Annotated in this window: 14 protein-coding genes; 3 read left to right on the forward strand and 11 right to left on the reverse strand. The window is 68.0% G+C overall.

Annotated features, from left to right (window positions below; genetic code table 11):
* Positions 1-8 precede the first annotated feature (8 nt).
* The 9 genes from ACFOPI_RS07175 to ACFOPI_RS07215 form a co-directional block, all read right to left on the reverse strand.
* Entirely contained in the window at positions 9-1,742 is a 1,734-nt protein-coding gene (locus tag ACFOPI_RS07175; RefSeq protein WP_382172464.1) for an IlvD/Edd family dehydratase, read from the reverse strand.
* A gap of 26 nt (positions 1,743-1,768) precedes the next feature.
* A complete protein-coding gene (gene yjfF / locus ACFOPI_RS07180) occupies positions 1,769-2,761 on the reverse strand; it encodes a galactofuranose ABC transporter, permease protein YjfF (RefSeq protein WP_382172466.1) in 993 nt (330 codons plus the stop codon).
* Positions 2,758-3,804: an ABC transporter permease gene (locus ACFOPI_RS07185; protein WP_382172468.1), complete on the reverse strand. Its 1,047-nt coding sequence runs from the start codon at positions 3,802-3,804 to the stop codon at positions 2,758-2,760. The genes yjfF and ACFOPI_RS07185 overlap by 4 nt, the downstream gene beginning before the upstream one ends.
* A complete protein-coding gene (locus ACFOPI_RS07190) occupies positions 3,797-5,320 on the reverse strand; it encodes a sugar ABC transporter ATP-binding protein (RefSeq protein ID WP_382172470.1) in 1,524 nt (507 codons plus the stop codon). The genes ACFOPI_RS07185 and ACFOPI_RS07190 overlap by 8 nt, the downstream gene beginning before the upstream one ends.
* Positions 5,317-6,525 (reverse strand): multiple monosaccharide ABC transporter permease, encoded by a 1,209-nt coding sequence (gene mmsB, locus ACFOPI_RS07195; RefSeq protein WP_382172472.1) that lies wholly within the window; start codon positions 6,523-6,525, stop codon positions 5,317-5,319. The genes ACFOPI_RS07190 and mmsB overlap by 4 nt, the downstream gene beginning before the upstream one ends.
* Positions 6,526-6,530: 5 nt before the next feature.
* Positions 6,531-8,036: a multiple monosaccharide ABC transporter ATP-binding protein gene (gene mmsA, locus ACFOPI_RS07200; RefSeq protein ID WP_382173083.1), complete on the reverse strand. Its 1,506-nt coding sequence runs from the start codon at positions 8,034-8,036 to the stop codon at positions 6,531-6,533.
* 82 nt (positions 8,037-8,118) lie between these two features.
* Entirely contained in the window at positions 8,119-9,189 is a 1,071-nt protein-coding gene (gene chvE / locus ACFOPI_RS07205) for a multiple monosaccharide ABC transporter substrate-binding protein (protein WP_382172474.1), read from the reverse strand.
* A 65-nt stretch (positions 9,190-9,254) separates the two neighbouring features.
* Positions 9,255-10,223: an ABC transporter substrate-binding protein gene (locus ACFOPI_RS07210; protein WP_382172476.1), complete on the reverse strand. Its 969-nt coding sequence runs from the start codon at positions 10,221-10,223 to the stop codon at positions 9,255-9,257.
* Positions 10,224-10,262: 39 nt separating this feature from the next.
* Positions 10,263-11,714, reverse strand: a complete 1,452-nt coding sequence (locus ACFOPI_RS07215; protein WP_382172478.1) for an aldehyde dehydrogenase family protein — start codon at positions 11,712-11,714, stop codon at positions 10,263-10,265.
* A gap of 115 nt (positions 11,715-11,829) precedes the next feature.
* Here ACFOPI_RS07215 and ACFOPI_RS07220 point away from each other — a divergent pair, with 115 nt between their 5' ends.
* A complete protein-coding gene (locus ACFOPI_RS07220) occupies positions 11,830-12,786 on the forward strand; it encodes a LysR substrate-binding domain-containing protein (protein ID WP_382172479.1) in 957 nt (318 codons plus the stop codon).
* A gap of 7 nt (positions 12,787-12,793) precedes the next feature.
* Here the strand turns inward: ACFOPI_RS07220 and ACFOPI_RS07225 are convergent, their stop codons facing one another.
* Positions 12,794-13,597 carry an SDR family NAD(P)-dependent oxidoreductase gene (locus tag ACFOPI_RS07225; RefSeq protein ID WP_382172481.1) on the reverse strand — a complete coding sequence of 268 codons (804 nt, stop codon included), beginning with the start codon at positions 13,595-13,597 and terminating at the stop codon, positions 12,794-12,796.
* A gap of 98 nt (positions 13,598-13,695) precedes the next feature.
* Between ACFOPI_RS07225 and ACFOPI_RS07230 the strand changes: the two genes are divergently transcribed.
* Together ACFOPI_RS07230 and ACFOPI_RS07235 are read left to right on the forward strand one after the other, a co-directional pair.
* Positions 13,696-14,628, forward strand: coding sequence for an SMP-30/gluconolactonase/LRE family protein (locus ACFOPI_RS07230; protein ID WP_382172483.1), 933 nt, complete (start codon positions 13,696-13,698; stop codon positions 14,626-14,628).
* A gap of 31 nt (positions 14,629-14,659) precedes the next feature.
* Positions 14,660-15,604 (forward strand): aldose 1-epimerase, encoded by a 945-nt coding sequence (locus ACFOPI_RS07235; RefSeq protein WP_382172485.1) that lies wholly within the window; start codon positions 14,660-14,662, stop codon positions 15,602-15,604.
* Here the strand turns inward: ACFOPI_RS07235 and ACFOPI_RS07240 are convergent.
* Complete coding sequence (locus ACFOPI_RS07240; RefSeq protein WP_382172487.1) at positions 15,564-16,586, reverse strand: Gfo/Idh/MocA family protein; 1,023 nt, start codon at positions 16,584-16,586, stop codon at positions 15,564-15,566. The genes ACFOPI_RS07235 and ACFOPI_RS07240 overlap by 41 nt on opposite strands.
* Positions 16,587-16,596 lie beyond the last annotated feature (10 nt).

Here is a 16,596-nt window from a genome sequence, read left to right on the forward strand (position 1 = left end):
GGTCTCTCTCAATGCGAATGGCGGGGCACCGCGGAGCCGCGGCAGCCGACGAGGAATTCGAAGTCGCAGCCCTGGTCGGCCTGCAGCACGTGGTTGACGTAGAGGCGCTGGTAGCCGCCCTTCATCGCGTGTTCCGGCGGCGTCACCTGGGCCAGGCGGGCGGCCAGTTCTTCGTCGCTGATGTCCAGGTGCAGGCGGCCGGTGGTGCAGTCGAGTTCAATGAAGTCGCCGTCGCGCACGGCCGCCAGCGGGCCACCGGCCGCGGCCTCGGGCGCCACGTGCAGCACCACGGTGCCGTAGGCGGTGCCGCTCATGCGCGCGTCCGAGATGCGCACCATGTCCTTGATGCCCCGGCGCAGCAGCTTGGGCGGCAGGCCCATGTTGCCCACCTCGGCCATGCCGGGGTAGCCCATGGGGCCGCAGTTCTTGAGCACCATCACGCAGGTTTCGTCGATGTCCAGGTCTTCGTCGACGATGCGTTCCTTGTAGTGCTCCAGGTTCTCGAACACCACGGCGCGGCCGCGGTGCTGCAGCAGGTGGGGCGAGGCGGCCGAGGGCTTGAGCACCGCACCGCGCGGCGCCAGGTTGCCGCGCAGCACGCAGATGCCGCCATCGGGCACCAGCGGGTTGTCCAGCGGGCGGATCACCTCATCGTTGTATTGCGGCGCGTCGGCCACGTTCTCCCACAGGCTCTTGCCGTTGACGGTGAGCGCGTTCGGGTGCGGCAGCAGGTTGTTTTCGCCCAGGCGGCGCAGCACGGCCGGCAGGCCGCCGGCGTAGTAGAACTCCTCCATCAGGAAGCGGCCCGAGGGCTGCAGGTCGACCACCGTGGGCGTGCCCTTGCCGATGCGGGTCCAGTCGTCCAGCTCCAGCTCCACGCCGATGCGCCCGGCAATCGCCTTGAGGTGGATCACCGCGTTGGTCGAACCGCCGATCGCTGCGTTGGTGCGGATCGCGTTCTCGAAGGCCTCGCGGGTGAGGATCTTGGACAGGCGCAGGTCTTCGTGCGCCATCTCGACGATGCGCCGGCCCGACATGTGGGCCAGCACGTAGCGGCGCGCGTCGACCGCGGGGATGGCGGCGTTGTGCGGCAGCGAGGTGCCCAGCGCCTCGGCCATGCAGGCCATGGTGGAAGCAGTACCCATGGTGTTGCAGGTGCCGGCCGAGCGCGACATGCCGCCTTCGGCCGCGAGGAACTGGTGCATGTTGATCTCGCCGGCCTTGAGCGACTCGTGCAGCTGCCACACGGCCGTGCCCGAGCCGATGTTCTTGCCTTCGAGCTTGCCGTTGAGCATGGGGCCGCCGGTCACCACGATGGCTGGCACGTCGCAGCTGGCCGCGCCCATCAGCAGCGCGGGCGTGGTCTTGTCGCAGCCCACCAGCAGCACCACGGCGTCGATGGGGTTGCCGCGGATCGCTTCCTCCACGTCCATCGACGCCAGGTTGCGCGTGAGCATGGCGGTGGGCCGCAGGTTGGACTCGCCGTTGGAGAAGACCGGGAACTCGACCGGGTAGCCGCCGGCTTCGAGCACGCCCTTCTTGACGTGTTCGGCCAGCTTGCGGAAGTGCGCGTTGCAGGGCGTCAGCTCGGACCAGGTGTTGCAGATGCCGATGATGGGGCGGCCGTCGAACGCGTGGTCGGGGATGCCCTGGTTCTTCATCCAGCTGCGGTACATGAAGCCGTTCTTGTCGGCGCTGCCGAACCATTCGGTGGAGCGCAGCTTGCGGGGTGTGTCGGACATGGTGGTGTGCGGTGAGGTGGGGAGTTTCAGTGGGACCCTGCGCCGGGGCGGCGCACCATCAGGCGCTGCAGCAGGCAGAACAGGAACAGCAGCAGGCCGACGACGATGCGCGTCCACCAGGAGCTCAGCGTGCCGTCGAAGGTGATCAGTGTCTGGATCAGACCGAGGGTGAGCACGCCGAACAGCGTGCCGAAGACGTAGCCCACACCCCCGGTCAGCAAGGTGCCGCCGATGACCACAGCGGCGATCGCGTCCAGTTCCATGCCGACGGCGTGCAGGCCGTAGCCCGAGAGCGTGTAGAAGGTGAACACCACGCCGCCGAGCGCGGCGCACAGACCCGAGACCGCGTAGACGCCGACCAGGGTGCGACGGACCGGCAGGCCCATCAGGATGGCGGAGTGTTCGCTGCCGCCGATGGCGTAGACCGTGCGGCCGAAGGTGCTGCTGTGGGCCGCGAACAGGGCCAGCGCCAGGCAGGCGATGGCGATCAACGCGCCCAGGCTGATCGAAGCGCCCTCGGCCAGTTCCAGCCGCCAGTAGGCCAGGTTCGAATAGGCCTCGTTGCCGATGCTGATCGAATCGATGCTGATCAGGTAGCACAGGCCGCGCGCCAGGAACATGCCCGCCAGCGTGACGATGAAGGGCTGCAGCCGGAATCGCTCGATCAGGAAGCCCATGAAGGCGCCGAAGGAGATGCCCATCACCAGCACCACGCCGATGGCCGGCAGCGGCGACCAGCCGTGGTGTTCGATCAGCGTCGCCAGCACCATGGTCGAGAGCGCGACCACCGAGCCCACCGAGAGGTCGATGCCGCCACTGAGGATGACGAAGGTCATGCCCACCGCGACGATCAGCAGGAAGGCGTTGTCGATCAGCAGGTTCAGGAACACCTGCGCCGAGAAGAAGCCGGTGTAGCTCAGCGAACCGGCCAGACCCATCAGCAGGAACAGGCCCACCGTCGCAGCCAGCGGCAGGAAGCGCAGGTCCAGGCGGCCCAGGGTGTTGGGTGCGGTGCTCATGCGGCACCTCCGGACACCGACGGGCGCTTGGCCAGCGCCCAGACCTGGGCACGGAACTCGGGCGACTGCAGCAGCATCACCACGAACACCACCGCGGCCTTCACCACCAGATTGATCTCGGGCGGCACGCCCAGGGAGTAGATGGCGTAGGTCAGTGTCTGGATGATGAGCGCGCCGATCAGCGTGCCCAGCAGGCTGAAGCGGCCACCGGCCAGCGAGGTGCCGCCCAGGGTGACGGCCAGGATCGCGTCCAGCTCCATCAGCTGGCCGGCGTTGTTGCCGTCGGCGCTCTTGACGTTGGAGCTGATCAGCAGGCCCGCCACGCCCGCGCAGAAGCCGCAGAACACGTAGGCCCCCAGGATCAGCTGCCGCGCGCGGATGCCCGCCACACGCGCTGCCGCGGGGTTCACGCCGACCGCCTGCACGAACACACCCAGGGGCGTCTTGTAGAGCAACCCGGCCAGCAGCGCCAGCACTCCGACCCAGACGAACAGCGAGAACGGCAGGCCCAGCAGGTAACCGCCGCCGATGAAGAAGTAGGGCTGGTAGTAGATGGTGATGATCTGGCCGTCGGTGATCAGCTGGGCGATGCCGCGGCCCGCGACCATCAGGATCAGCGTGGCGATGATGGGCTGCATGCCGATGCCGGCCACCAGCGTGCCGTTCCACAGGCCGCACAGCATGGCCACCGCGAGCGCACCGGTGATGGCCACACCCAGGGGGAGGCGGGTGGTGGCACCGTCGACCGAGCCACCGATCATCCAGGCGGCCACGGCGGCCGAGATCGCGACCACGGCGCCGACCGAGATGTCGATGCCGCGCATGGCGATCACCAGCGTCATGCCCAGCGACACCAGGATCAGCGGCGCGGCGCGGTTGAGGATGTCGATCAGGCTGCCGTAGAGGTGGCCGTCGCGCCACTCGATGTGCAGGAAGCGCTCGTTGGCGACCACGTTGACCAGCAGCAGCAGGGCCAGCGTGACCAGCGGCCAGGTGAGGCGGTGCCCCAGCAGGACGTGGATCTTGGAAGGGGTTTCAGGCATGTTCGTCGGCAATCAGTTCGTACACGGCGTCTTCGCTGCTGCCGGCCGGCAGCTCGCCGATGGGGCGGCGGTCGCGCAGGACCAGGATGCGCTGCGACACCCGGACCACTTCGCTCATCTCGGACGAGATGAAGACCACCGCCATGCCCTGCGCGGCCAGGCGCAGGATCTGGTCCATGATTTCCTGCTTGGCCGCCACGTCGATGCCGCGTGTGGGCTCGTCCAGGATCAGCAGTCGTGGCGCGGTGGCCAGCCAGCGGGCGATGACGACCTTCTGCTGGTTGCCGCCCGAGAGCTGGCCCACCGGCGTCTCGGGTCCGGGCGTGCGGATGCCCAGCAGGGCGATGTAGCGATCGGCCATCTCGCGCTGCTCGGCCAGCGGCAGCGGGCGGCGCAGGCCGCGCATGGCCTGCAGGGCGATGGCGATGTTCTCGCGCACCGAGAGGTCGGCAAAGATGCCTTCGGTCTTGCGCTCTTCCGGGCACATGGCCAGGCCACGCGCGATGGCATCGACCGGGTTGGCAAAGCGCACCACCTCGCCGTCGATGCGCATCACGCCGGCGTCGGGGCTGTCCAGGCCGAACAGCAGGCGCGCCAGCTCGGTGCGGCCCGCGCCCAACAGGCCTGCGATGCCCAGCACCTCGCCGGGTCGGATGACCAGGTCGGTCGGCTGGATGCTGCCCGCGCGCGCCAGGCCCTCGGTCTGCAGCAGGGCGGTGGCGCCGCTGTCGAGCGCGGCCGTGGCGGCGGGCGCCGTGGCCGGGCCCATCTCGCGGCCTACCATGGCCTCGATCAGGCCCTGCGCCGGCAGGTCGCGCGTCAGCCACTCACCGATCCAGCGGCCGTTGCGCAGCACGGTGATGCGGTCGGAGATGGCGTAGACCTGGTCCAGGAAGTGGGTGACGAAGAGGATGGCCAGGCCTTCCTCGCGCAGGCGGCGCAGCACCTGGAACAGGCCCTTGACCTCGTCGTCGTCCAGGCTGGAGGTGGGCTCGTCGAGGATCAGCACGCGGGCGTCGATGCCGAGGGCACGCGCGATCGCCACCAGCTGCTGGATCGCCACCGGATAGTCGGACAGGCGCCGCGTGACGTCGATGTCCAACCCCACGCGCGCCAGCAGGCGGCGGGCGCCCTCGCGTGTGGCGGCCCAGTCGATGCGACGGCCCTGCCACGCCGGGTGGCGCGGGTAGCGGCCGGCGAAGATGTTCTCAGCCACCGTGAGGTTGGGGCAGAGGTTGACCTCCTGGTAGACCGTGCTGATGCCCTGTTGCTGCGACTGCAGCGGCGATGCGGGCCAGCCGGTGTCGTCGCCCAGGCGCATCTGGCCGGCCACGGGCGTGACCACGCCGGTCAGCACCTTGATCAGGGTCGACTTGCCGGCGCCGTTTTGCCCCATCAGGGCATGGACCTCGCCTGGGAACAGGCGCAGCTGGGCGTCCTGCAGCACGGTGGTGCGCCCGAAGCGCATGCCCACGCCCGAGAGCTGCAGCACCGGAGAAGTGGTGGCGCCGCTCATGCCTTGTTCTTGTTGTAGACGTCGACAAACACGGCGGCCAGCAGCACCAGGCCCTTGATGACCTGCTGGTAGTCGATGCCGATGCCCATGATGGACATGCCGTTGTTCATCACGCCCATGATGAAAGCGCCGATCACTGCGCCCATCACCTTGCCGACGCCGCCCGAGGCCGAGGCGCCGCCGATGAAGCAGGCCGCGATCACGTCCAGCTCGAAACCCAGGCCGGCCTTGGGCGTGGCGGTGTTCAGGCGCGCCGCGAACACCAGGCCGGCCAGTGCGGCCAGCACGCCCATGGTGACGAAGGTGTAGAAGGTCAGGCGCTCGGTCTTGATGCCCGAGAGGCGGGCGGCTTTCTCGTTGCCGCCCAGCGCGTAGATGCGGCGGCCCACGATGGTGCGAGAGGTAAGGAAGTCGAAGGCCACGATCAGCAGCGCCATCACCACCAGAACATTGGGCAGGCCCTTGTACGAGGCCAGCATGTAGCTAAAGAACACCAGCAGGCCCGCGAACACGGCCAGCTTGAGTGCGAACAGCCCGAAAGGCTCGGTCTCAATGCCGTGCTTGAGCTGGTTGTTGCGCGCGCGCAGGCTGGACAGGGCCAGCATCGCAGCGGCCGCCACGCCGATCAGCAGCGAGGTCAGACGCAGGCTTTCGCTGCTGAACAGGTCCGGAATGAAGCCGGAACTGAGCATCTGGAACTCTTCGGGGAAGGGACCGATGGACTGGCCCTGCAGCAGCGCCAGCGCCAGGCCCTTGAACACCAGCATCCCGGCCAGGGTGACGATGAACGAGGGGATGCGGAAGAAGGCCACGAACCAGCCCTGTGCGCCGCCGATCACCGCGCCCACGATCAGGCAGACGATGGAGGCAGGGATGAAGTGCCACTCATAGGAGACCATCAGCACCGCCGCCAGAGCGCCGATGAAGCCGCAGACCGAACCGACCGAGAGGTCGATGTGGCCGGCCACGATGACCAGCAGCATGCCCAGCGCCATGATGACGATGTAGCTGTTCTGCAGCACCAGGTTGGTCAGGTTCAGCGGCTGCATGAGCGTGCCGTCGGTCATGACCTGGAAGAAGGCCATGATCGCGACCAGCGAGATCAGCATGCCGTACTCTCGGAAGTTGTGCTTGAGGAAGTCCAGCACGGAGCGGCTGTCGGTCGGCGCTGCAAGGGCCGCGGGGGAGTGTTGTTGTTGTTCCATGGGGTTCAGTGGCTGGTCACGATGGCGCGCATGATCTTTTCCTGCGAGGCCTCGGCCACCGGCATCTCGGCGACGAAGCGGCCTTCGTTCATCACGTAGATGCGGTCGGACAGGCCCAGCAACTCGGGCATTTCGGAAGAGATCACGATCACGCACTTGCCCTCGGCCGCGAGCTGGGCGATGAGGGTGTAGATCTCGTACTTGGCGCCCACGTCGATGCCGCGCGTAGGCTCGTCGAGGATGAGCACCTCGGGTTCGGTGAAGAGCCACTTGCTCAGCACCACCTTCTGCTGGTTGCCGCCCGAGAGGTTGACCGTCTTCTGGTCCACGCCCGAGCAGCGGATGCGCAGCTTCTCGCGGTAGCCCTGGGCCACGCTGTACTCGCGGCCGTCGTCGATGACGCCGGCGCGCGAGACCGCCTCCAGGCGGGCGAGCGAGGTATTGAACTGAATGTCCTCGGCCAGTACCAGGCCGTTGCCCTTGCGGTCTTCGGTCACGTAGGCCAGGCCGTGCGCGACCGCCTTGCCGACGGTGCTCACGTCGATCGGTTTGCCGTGCAGCCGCACCTCGCCGCTGATGCGCTGGCCCCAGGCGCGGCCGAACACGCTCATGGCGAACTCGGTGCGGCCCGCGCCCATGAGGCCCGCGATGCCGACGATCTCGCCGCGTTTCACATGCAGGTTCACGCCCTTGATGACCTCGCGGTCGGCGTGCTGCGGGTGATGCACCCGCCAGTCGCGCACCTCGAACACGCTCTCGCCAATGTCGGGCGTGCGGCGCGGGTAGCGGTCGGCCATCTCGCGGCCGACCATGCCGCGGATCACGCGGTCCTCGCTGACGGGCGCGCCCTGGCAGTCGATGGTTTCGACCGTGCTGCCGTCGCGCAGGATGGTCACCGAGTCGGCCACGCGGGCGATCTCGTTGAGCTTGTGAGAAATCAGGATGCAGGTGATGCCCTGGGCCTTGAGTTCAAGCAGCAGGTCCAGCAGGGCCTGGCTGTCGTTTTCGTTCAGGCTGGCGGTGGGCTCGTCCAGGATCAGCAGCTTGACCTGCTTGGACAGCGCCTTGGCGATCTCCACCAGTTGCTGCTTGCCCACGCCCAGGTCGGTGATGCGGGTCGAGGGCGACTCCTTGAGGCCCACCTTGCGCAGCAGGTCCTGCGTCTGGCGGTGCGCGGCCATCCAGTCGATCACGCCGCGGTGCGCAACTTCGTTGCCCAGGAACACGTTCTCGGTGATCGACAGCAGCGGCACCAGGGCCAGCTCCTGGTGGATGATGATGATGCCCAGCGCTTCGCTGTCGTGGATGCCGCCGAAGTGGCGTTCCTGGCCGTCGAACAGGATCTGGCCGGTGTAGCTGCCCGAGGGGTAGACCCCCGAGAGCACTTTCATCAGCGTGGATTTGCCGGCGCCGTTTTCGCCCACCAGGGCATGGATCTCGCCGGCGCGCACGCGCAGGTTCACCTGGTTGAGAGCGACCACGCCGGGGAAGGTCTTGCGGATGGACCGCATTTCCAGAAGGGTTTGCAAGGCGGATTCCTCGGTACACAGGGGGCCGGGAGCCCTATCGGTCAGGCTCCCGGCGTCAGGCCGCTCACTTGAGCTGCGATTCCTTGTAGTAGCCGCTGTCCACCAGCACCTTCTTCCAGTTGCTTGCGTCGACCGGCACCGGCTTGAGCAGGTAGCTGGGCACCACCTTCACGCCGTTGTTGTAGGTCTTGGTGTCGTTGATCTCGGGCTGCTTGCCCGAGAGCGTGGCGTCCACCATGTTGGCCGTGACCTTGGCCAGCTCGCGCGTGTCCTTGAAGATGGTCGAGTACTGCTCACCCTTGAGGATGGACTTGACCGAGGGGATCTCGGCGTCCTGGCCGCTGACGACGGGGCAGGGCTGTTGTGCCGTGCAGTAGCCCACGCCCTTGAGCGAGGACAGGATGCCGATGGACAGACCGTCGTACGGGCTCAGCACCGCGTGCACCTTGTCCTTGCCGTAGAAGGCGGACAGCAGGTTGTCCATGCGGGCCTGGGCCACGGCGCCGTCCCAGCGCAGCGTGCCGACCTTGTCCATGCCCATCTGCTTGCTGCGCACCACCAGCTTGCCGCTGTCGATGTAGGGCTTGAGCACGCTCATGGCGCCGTCGTAGAAGAAGAAGGCGTTGTTGTCGTCGGGCGAACCGCCGAACAGCTCGATGTTGAACGGGCCCTTGCCCTGCTTGAGGCCGAGCTTGTCGACGATGGAGGTGGCCTGCTGCACGCCGACCTGGAAGTTGTCGAAGGTGGCGTAGTAGTCGACGTTCTTGCTGCCCTTGATCAGGCGGTCGTAGGCGATGACCTTGATGCCCTTGTCGGCCGCGTTCTGCAGCGCCTTGGACAGCGTGGTGCCGTCGATGGAGGCGATCACCAGCACCTTCACGCCCTTGGTGATCATGTTCTCGATCTGCGCCAGCTGGTTCGGGATGTCGTCCTCGGCGTACTGCAGGTCGGTCTTGTAGCCGCGGTCCTTGAGGACCTTGACCATGTTGTCACCGTCGGCAATCCAGCGCGCGGAGGACTTGGTGGGCATGGAGATGCCGATGGTGCCTTTGTCCTGCGCGAAGGCGCCGGTGGTGAAGGCAGCGGCGGCCAGTGCGACGGCGCAGAGGACGTGGCGGCGGTTGGGGGTGTTCAAGTGGGTCTCCTCGGGGTGATGGTGCCGCGCGGTCATCCGCGCGGCGGGTTGGTTGTTGTGGGGGATCAGTACTTGCGCTTGGGGAACTCGGCGGCGGCGGTCTCCATGGGGAAGATGCCTTCTTCGGTCACGATGCGGCGGGGCAGCGTCTTGCCGGCCTTGAGGTCCTTGACGGCGGCCATCAGCTGGGGGCCAAGCAGCGGGCTGCACTCGACGCTGACGTTCAGCTTGCCGGCGATCATGGCCTCGAACGCGCCCTTCACGGCGTCGATCGAAATGATCACGATGTCCTTGGCGGGCTTCATGCCGGCTTCCTCGATGGCCTGGATGGCGCCGATGGCCATGTCGTCGTTGTGCGCGTAGAGCACGTTGATCTTCTTGCCTTCGGCCTTCAGGAAGGCTTCCATCACTTCCTTGCCCTTGGCGCGGGTGAAGTCACCGGTCTGGCTGCGGATGATCTTGAACTTCGGATCGGCCTTGATGATTTCCTCGAAGCCCTTCTTGCGGTCGATGGCCGGGGCCGATCCCACCGTGCCCTGCAGCTCGACGATGTTGACCTCGCCCTTCTGGTCCTTCATCTTCTCGACCAGCCAGCGGCCGGCCTTGCGGCCTTCCTCGACGAAGTCCGAACCCATGAAGGTCACCCACAGGGAGTCGTCCTTCTCGTTGACGGCGCGGTCGGTCAGGATGACCGGGATCTTGGCGGCCTTGGCTTCGCGCAGCACGGCGCCCCAGCCGCTTTCCACCACGGGCGAGAAGGCAATCACGTCGACCTTCTGTGCGATGAACGAGCGGATCGCCTTGATCTGGTTCTCCTGCTTCTGCTGGGCGTCGGCGAACTTCAGGTCGATGCCGGCTTCCTTGGCCGAAGACTTGATCGACTCGGAGTTGGCGGTGCGCCACTCCGACTCGGCACCGATCTGGCTGAAGCCCAGCACGATGGGCTTTTGCGCGAAGGCGCCGCCGGGCAGCATCAGGGCCACGGGGGCGGCCGCCAGGGCGGTCACCAGGGTGCGGCGTTGCATTTGTTTCATGTTGTCTGTCTCCTGTCTGAGGGTGGTTGAAACGAGAGGTCAGGCCAGCATGTAACTGGTCTTGACGGTGGTATAGAACTCCGCCGCATAGCGGCCTTGTTCCCTGGGTCCGTGGCTGGAGTCCTTGCGCCCGCCGAACGGAACATGGAAATCCACGCCGGCGGTCGGCAGGTTCACCATGGTCATGCCCACCTGCGCGTGGCGACGGAAGTGCGTCGCGTGCTTGAGCGAGGTGGTACAGAGGCCGGCACACAGACCGAACGGCGTGTCGTTCGCCAGTTCGAGCGCATGCCCGTAGTCGTCGGCCCGCAGCACGCAGGCGATGGGACCGAAGATTTCTTCGCGGGCGATGCGGTGCCCGGGTTCGGCCAGCCACAGCGCGGGGCTCATGTAGTGGCCGGGGGTCTCGCGCTCCAGGCGCTCGCCCCCGAAGACGTGCTGGGCGCCTTCGTCCGCGCCAATCGCCATGTAGGACAGGTTCTGTTCCAGCTGGGCGCCGTCGACCACCGGGCCCATCTCGGTGCCGCGGGTCAGCGCATGGCCCACCTTGAGCGCGGCCAGGCGCTGGGTCAGCCGGGCGACGAAGGCGTCGTGCACCGGCGCCTCCACGATCAGGCGGCTGGACGCGGTGCAGCGCTGGCCGGTGGAGAAATACGAGCCCTGCAGTGCGCAGTCCACCGCCTGGTCCAGGTCGGCGTCGGCCAGCACGATCAGCGGGTTCTTGCCGCCCATCTCCAGCTGCACCTTGGCCTGGCGCGCGGCGGTGGCCGTGAGGATGCGGCGCCCGGTGGACACCGAGCCGGTGAAGCTCACCGCGTTCACGCGCGGGTGCTCCACCAGGGTCTGGCCGACCTCGCGGCCGCTGCCCATGATGAGGTTGAAGGTGCCGGCGGGCAGACCGCAGCGGCTGAGGATCTCGGCCAGCGCCCAGCCACAGGTGGGCACCAGCTCGGCGGGTTTGAACACCACCGTGTTGCCGTAGGCCAGGGCCGGCGCGATCTTCCAGGCGGGGATCGCGAAGGGGAAGTTCCAGGGTGCGATCACCGCGACCACGCCCACCGGTTCGCGGGTGATGTCGACCTGCACCCCGGGGCGCACCGAGGCCAGGGTCTCGCCGCCGATGCGCAGCGCCTCGCCAGCGAAGAACTTGAAGATGTTGCCGGCCCGTGCGACCTCGGCGATGGCCTCGGGCAGGGTCTTGCCTTCCTCGCGCGCCAGCAGCTGGCCCAGCTCTTCCTTGCGCGCCAGCAGCTCGCTGCCGGCCAGGTCCAGCGCGTCGGCGCGGCGCTGCGGTGTGCTCAGGCTCCACTGCGGCAGGGCGTCGACCGCGGCGGCAATCGCCAGTTCGGTCTGGTTGCGGTCGGCGCGGGCGAACTCGGCCACCACTTCCCGCGTGTCCGAGGGGTTGATGCTGATGCCGGTGGTGGCACCGCTGACCCAGCGGCCATTGATCAGGTGCCGCGGCTGTTGCCGGATCTCGCCGAGTTTCATGGGATTGCTGCTGCCTTGTGTGACGTTGGGCGGCAGTCTAGGAGCGTTTCTAATATCAATCCAATCGTTTTTCAGACAAAATTGATATCTTTCTTGGCATTCTCGAAAACCCCCGATGAGCAACTACAACCACTGGTTCATCCGCGCCCGGCTCAAGACCCGCCAGCTGCTGTTGCTGGTGGCCCTGGCCGAGGAGGGCAACATCCACCGCGCGGCCCAGGTGCTGAGCATGACCCAGCCGGCGGCGTCCAAGCTGCTCAAGGACCTGGAGGATGTGCTGGGCGTGCCGCTGTTCGAGCGCCTGCCCCGGGGCATGAGCCCCACTTGGTACGGCGAGACCATGATCCGCCACGCGCGCATGGCCCTGGCCAGCCTGAACCAGGCGCACGACGAGCTGACGGCCCTCAAGACCGGCCACTTCGGCCAGGTGGGCATCGGCGCCGTCACCTCGCCGGGCCTGAGTCTGCTGCCGCCGGCGGTGGCCCTGGTGAAGCAGGAGCACCCCAACCTGCGCATCTCGCTGGACATCGAGACCAGCCCGGTGCTGCTGGACCGGCTGGAGCAGGGCAAGCTGGACATCGTGGTGGGGCGCCTGTTTGCCGAGCACGACAAGGGCAACCTGGCCTACGAGCCGCTCACCGGGGAGCTGGTGTCGGCGGTGACGCGCCCGGGGCATCCGCTGATGGGGGTGAGCAACCTGAGCCTGCGCGACGTGCATGGCGCGGGCTGGATCGTGCCGCCGGCCGGCAGCGTGCTGCGCCACCGCTTCGACCTGATGTTCCAGCAGGAGGGCCTGAGCCCACCGATCAACACCATTGAGACCTCGGCTCTGCTGTTCATGACCCGCATGCTGCAGCAGAGCGACATGGTGGGTGTGGTGGCGAGCGAGGTGGCGAACTACTACGCCTCGCACGGGCTGCTGAGCGTGCTGCCCTTGGACATGCCCTGCCACATGGACGCCTTCGGCCTCATCACCCGCACCGACCGCCTGCTCTCGCCCGGCGCCAAGGTGATGATGAAGGTGCTGAAACAAACCTGTCTCACGCAGTACGGCATCAGGCTGTCAGCCTGATTTGATTTCAGGTCCAGCCGCCGTCGACGACGAACTCCTGTGCGGTGCACATCGCCGAATCGTCCGCGGCCAGGAACAGCACCATGCTCGCCACATGGTGCGGCAGGAGTTTGTCGGGCAGGCACTGGTTGCGCGCGATCTCCTGTTCGCCCGCGGCGTCCAGCCACAGCCGCACCTGCCGCTCGGTCATCACCCAGCCCGGCGTGATGGTGTTGACGCGGATGTGGTCCTTGCCCAGCGAGGCAGCCAGCCCGCGGGTGAGCCCGTTCACCGACGACTTGGCGATGGCGTAGCAGGGGTAGTCCGGGTTCTTGGTCTGCCAGCCGATAGAGCCGAAATTAATCACCGAGCCGCCACCCAGGCGGCGCATGCCGGGCACCACCGACTGCACCGCGAACAGGGCGGGGCGCTGGTTCACGGCCATGCGCTCGTCGAAGTAGGCGGGCGTGAGGTCTTCCAGGCGATGGCGGTCGTCGCTGGCCACGTTGTTGACCAGCACGCCGAAGTCGCCCAGAGTGGACGTCGCGTCGGCGATGGCGGCCTGCAGCGCCGCGATGTCCTTCACGTCGACCGCGCGCCACCAGGGGCGGGCGTGGCCCTCGTCGGCCAGCTGCTGCGAGAGTGCTTCGGCGGCGGACGCCGCCACGTCGACAAAGGCGACCTGGGCGCCCTGGCGGGCCAGGGCCGCCACCACGGCCGCGCCGATGCCGGTGGCGCCGCCGGTGACGAACACCCGGCGGCCCTGCAGGCTGGGGTAGCGGGCGGCCAACGGGTGGGCGGCGGGGACGTCGGGGTTGCTGCTGGATGACATATATAAATAGGTATCTGAAAAATCAAAATTGCAATCAAACAGATATCAATCTGAACGCATAATGCGCCGAACGTCAAGCCCCGACCCCTGGAGACACCATGCCGCGCCTGCCTTCCGTACCCGCCCACCGCGAGCCCTTCCAGGTGACCGACGAGGTGCGTTGCCTTTGGCCGGCGGCCGCGGTGCTGGGTGAGGGCGGGCTCTGGTCGGTGTCGCGGCGGTGCCTGTTCTGGGTCGACATCCTCTCGCGCCACATCCACCGGCTCGACCCCGCCACCGGCGCGCGGCAGAGCTGGACGTTTGACGAGGAGGTGTCTGCGCTGGCCGAGCGCCGCACCGGCGAGGGCCTGGCGATCGCGCTGCGGCGGGGGCCGGCGTTCTGGAACCCCGACCGTCCAGGCGAAGCGCCGCGCTACCTGTGCCAGCCCGAACCCGAACGCAGCGACAACCGCTTCAACGACGCGCGCTGCGACGCGGCGGGGCGCTGGTGGATGGGCAGCATGGACTTCGGGTGCACGCTGCCCACCGGCTCGCTCTACCGCGTCGGGGCCGACGGCGCCTGGGCGCGCATGGACGAAGGCTTCGCGGTCACCAATGGTCCGACCTGGATCCACCAGGGCCGGACCATGCTGTTCAACGACACGGTCAACGGCCAGGTGCTGGCCTACGACAACGACCCGGACATTGGCGAGATCACCGGGCGTCGCCTCTGGCTGCAGTTCGCCCCGGAGGACGGCGTGCCCGACGGCATGACCACCGATGCGCTCGGGCGGGTGTGGATCTGCCACTGGGGCGGCGGCTGTGTCACCTGCCACGACCCCGACACAGCCCAGGAACTGGCACGGGTGCGTCTGCCGGTGAGCCAGGTCACCTCGTGCACCTTCGGCGGGCCGGACCTTTCGACTCTGTTCATCACCTCCGCGCGCTTCAGCCTGGACGACGCGGCACTGGCTCGCGAGCCGCTGGCCGGTGGCCTGTTTGCCGTTCGGCCGGGTGTGGCGGGCCTGCTCGCGTCCCCCTTCGCCGGCTGACCATCACCAGACACCACCACGGGAGCAGACCATGGGCGAACAACATTTTGGCGGCGTGCACTGGATCGAACACCGCACGCAGCGGCTGGCGGTGATGCCCGATGCCGGCGGCGGTGTCGTCGCCTGGCAGTGGGTGCGCGACGGCGAGCCGGTGGACCTCTGGCGGGCCTGGGACGGCCGCACCGCGCGCATGCAGGCGCTGGCCAGCTACCCGCTGCTGCCCTGGTCCAACCGCATCAGCGGTGGCGGCTTCGAGCACGCCGGGCGCTTCCACCCCCTGGCGCCCAACACCCCCGACGACCCGTACCCCATCCACGGCGACGGCTGGCTCCAGCCCTGGCAGCTGACCCGTTCCGGAGAGGATGGCGTGCAGATGCAGCTGCGCAGCGCGGGCTTTGGCGGCAGCCCCTACCACTACACGGCCACGCAGACCTTCACCCTGGTGGACGGCGGCATGGACCAGTCGCTGGAGGTGGTCAACCGCGGCGAACATGCGCTGCCGTTCGGCCTGGCCCAGCACCCCTGGTTCACGCGCACGCCCGCGTGCCGCCTGCGCGCCCGGGTCGACGGCGTGTGGCTGGCGCGGCCCGACAAGATCCCGACCGGCTACAGCACCGATTTCCCCGAGGGCTGGGACCTGGGCCAGGGCGCACTGGTGGACCGCCTCGTGATCGACAACGGCTTTGGCGGCTGGGACGGCGCCGCGCTGATCGAATGGCCCGAGCGCGATCTGGCGCTGCACATGCTCAGCACGTTGACGCTGCCCGACGGCTCGCAGGCGCACCCGGACTGCCTGCTCTACGCGCCGGCCGAACCGCCGGTGTTCTGCTTCGAGCCGATCAGCCACCCCATCGACGCCGCGCATCTGCCAGGCCAGCCCGGCTGGACCGAGGTGGCACCCGGCCAGTCCATGGCGCTGGTGGTGGAGTGGCGCTTCAGCACGTCACCGGCAGACCGGTCCGCAGCGACTGCGTGATCGCCTGGCCGATGCGCGTGGCCTCGGTGGCGTCGTTCAGCGTCAGCGGGGAGGGGCGCTCGCCGCGGCAGGCCGCGACGAAGGCTTCCATCTCCAGCCGGAAGGCGTCGCCGAAACGTGCGAAGAAGTCGGGCAGGGCGCGGTGGCCCACGCCGCTCGCGTCGCGGTACTGCACGCGTGAAAGGTGTGCGCCCATGCCGACCTGCAGCGTGCCGGTGGTGCCGATGACCTCGGTGGTGGTCTCGTGGCCGTGCGGCATGGTGCGGCTGGCGTAGAACACCGCGCGCTGGCCGCCCTCGAACTCGACGATGGCCAGGCCGTTGTCCACATCACCGAAAGGCCTGAGCCCCTCGTGGATGGCGATGGTGCCGCTGGCGAACACACGCGTGGCCTTGGGGTTGCCCAGCATCCAGCGCGCGAGGTCGATGTCGTGCACGCTGCAGTCCATGAAGATGCCGCCCGACGATTCGGCAAAGCGCACGAAGAAGCCCGATTCGTCGTTCTGGTCGCAAGTCTGCGAACGCACGAGGAAGGGTTTGCCGAGCGCGCCCTGGTCGATGGCGGCCTTGGCCTCGGCGTAGCTGGGGTCGAAGCGGCGCACGAAGCCGACCATGGCGACCCGATCCGGGTGCTGCTTCGCGACGGCCTCCACCGCCTCGCAGGTGGCCACGTCCAGCGACAGCGGCTTCTCGACGAACACGTGTTTGCCCGCACGCAGGCAGGCGCTGGTCTGGTCGGCGTGCAGCGTGGTGGGCGTGACCAGCACGATGGCGTCGATGTCGGGCGCGGCCAGCATCGCTTCCAGCGAGTCGTGGCAGCGGTCGATGCCCAGTTCGTCTCGCGCCCAGTCGAGCTCCGCGGCCACCGGGCTGCAGGCCGCGACCAGGCGCGCGCCCGGCGTGTTGCGGGCCAGCTGTTGCGCGTGGCGCTTGCCCAGGCGGCCCAGGCCGGCGATGCCGACGTTGAGGATCTTGGTGCTCATGCGGGCAGCC

This window comes from Hydrogenophaga luteola (assembly GCF_042648585.1).
GTDB classification, from domain to species: Bacteria; Pseudomonadota; Gammaproteobacteria; order Burkholderiales; family Burkholderiaceae_C; genus Hydrogenophaga; species Hydrogenophaga luteola.

Bases quoted from the DNA above. Each gene is read 5' to 3' on its own strand.
- mmsA (WP_382173083.1), bottom strand. From the start codon at position 8,036: ATGCGGTCCATCCGCAAGACCTTCCCCGGCGTGGTCGCTCTCAACCAG.
- ACFOPI_RS07220 (WP_382172479.1), top strand. From the start codon at position 11,830: ATGAGCAACTACAACCACTGGTTCATCCGCGCCCGGCTCAAGACCCGC.
- ACFOPI_RS07185 (WP_382172468.1), bottom strand. From the start codon at position 3,804: ATGCCTGAAACCCCTTCCAAGATCCACGTCCTGCTGGGGCACCGCCTC.
- ACFOPI_RS07190 (WP_382172470.1), bottom strand. From the start codon at position 5,320: ATGAGCGGCGCCACCACTTCTCCGGTGCTGCAGCTCTCGGGCGTGGGC.
- ACFOPI_RS07210 (WP_382172476.1), bottom strand. From the start codon at position 10,223: ATGAAACAAATGCAACGCCGCACCCTGGTGACCGCCCTGGCGGCCGCC.
- ACFOPI_RS07230 (WP_382172483.1), top strand. From the start codon at position 13,696: ATGCCGCGCCTGCCTTCCGTACCCGCCCACCGCGAGCCCTTCCAGGTG.
- ACFOPI_RS07240 (WP_382172487.1), bottom strand. From the start codon at position 16,586: ATGAGCACCAAGATCCTCAACGTCGGCATCGCCGGCCTGGGCCGCCTG.
- ACFOPI_RS07175 (WP_382172464.1), bottom strand. From the start codon at position 1,742: ATGTCCGACACACCCCGCAAGCTGCGCTCCACCGAATGGTTCGGCAGC.
- mmsB (WP_382172472.1), bottom strand. From the start codon at position 6,525: ATGGAACAACAACAACACTCCCCCGCGGCCCTTGCAGCGCCGACCGAC.
- yjfF (WP_382172466.1), bottom strand. From the start codon at position 2,761: ATGAGCACCGCACCCAACACCCTGGGCCGCCTGGACCTGCGCTTCCTG.
- ACFOPI_RS07235 (WP_382172485.1), top strand. From the start codon at position 14,660: ATGGGCGAACAACATTTTGGCGGCGTGCACTGGATCGAACACCGCACG.
- ACFOPI_RS07215 (WP_382172478.1), bottom strand. From the start codon at position 11,714: ATGAAACTCGGCGAGATCCGGCAACAGCCGCGGCACCTGATCAATGGC.
- ACFOPI_RS07225 (WP_382172481.1), bottom strand. From the start codon at position 13,597: ATGTCATCCAGCAGCAACCCCGACGTCCCCGCCGCCCACCCGTTGGCC.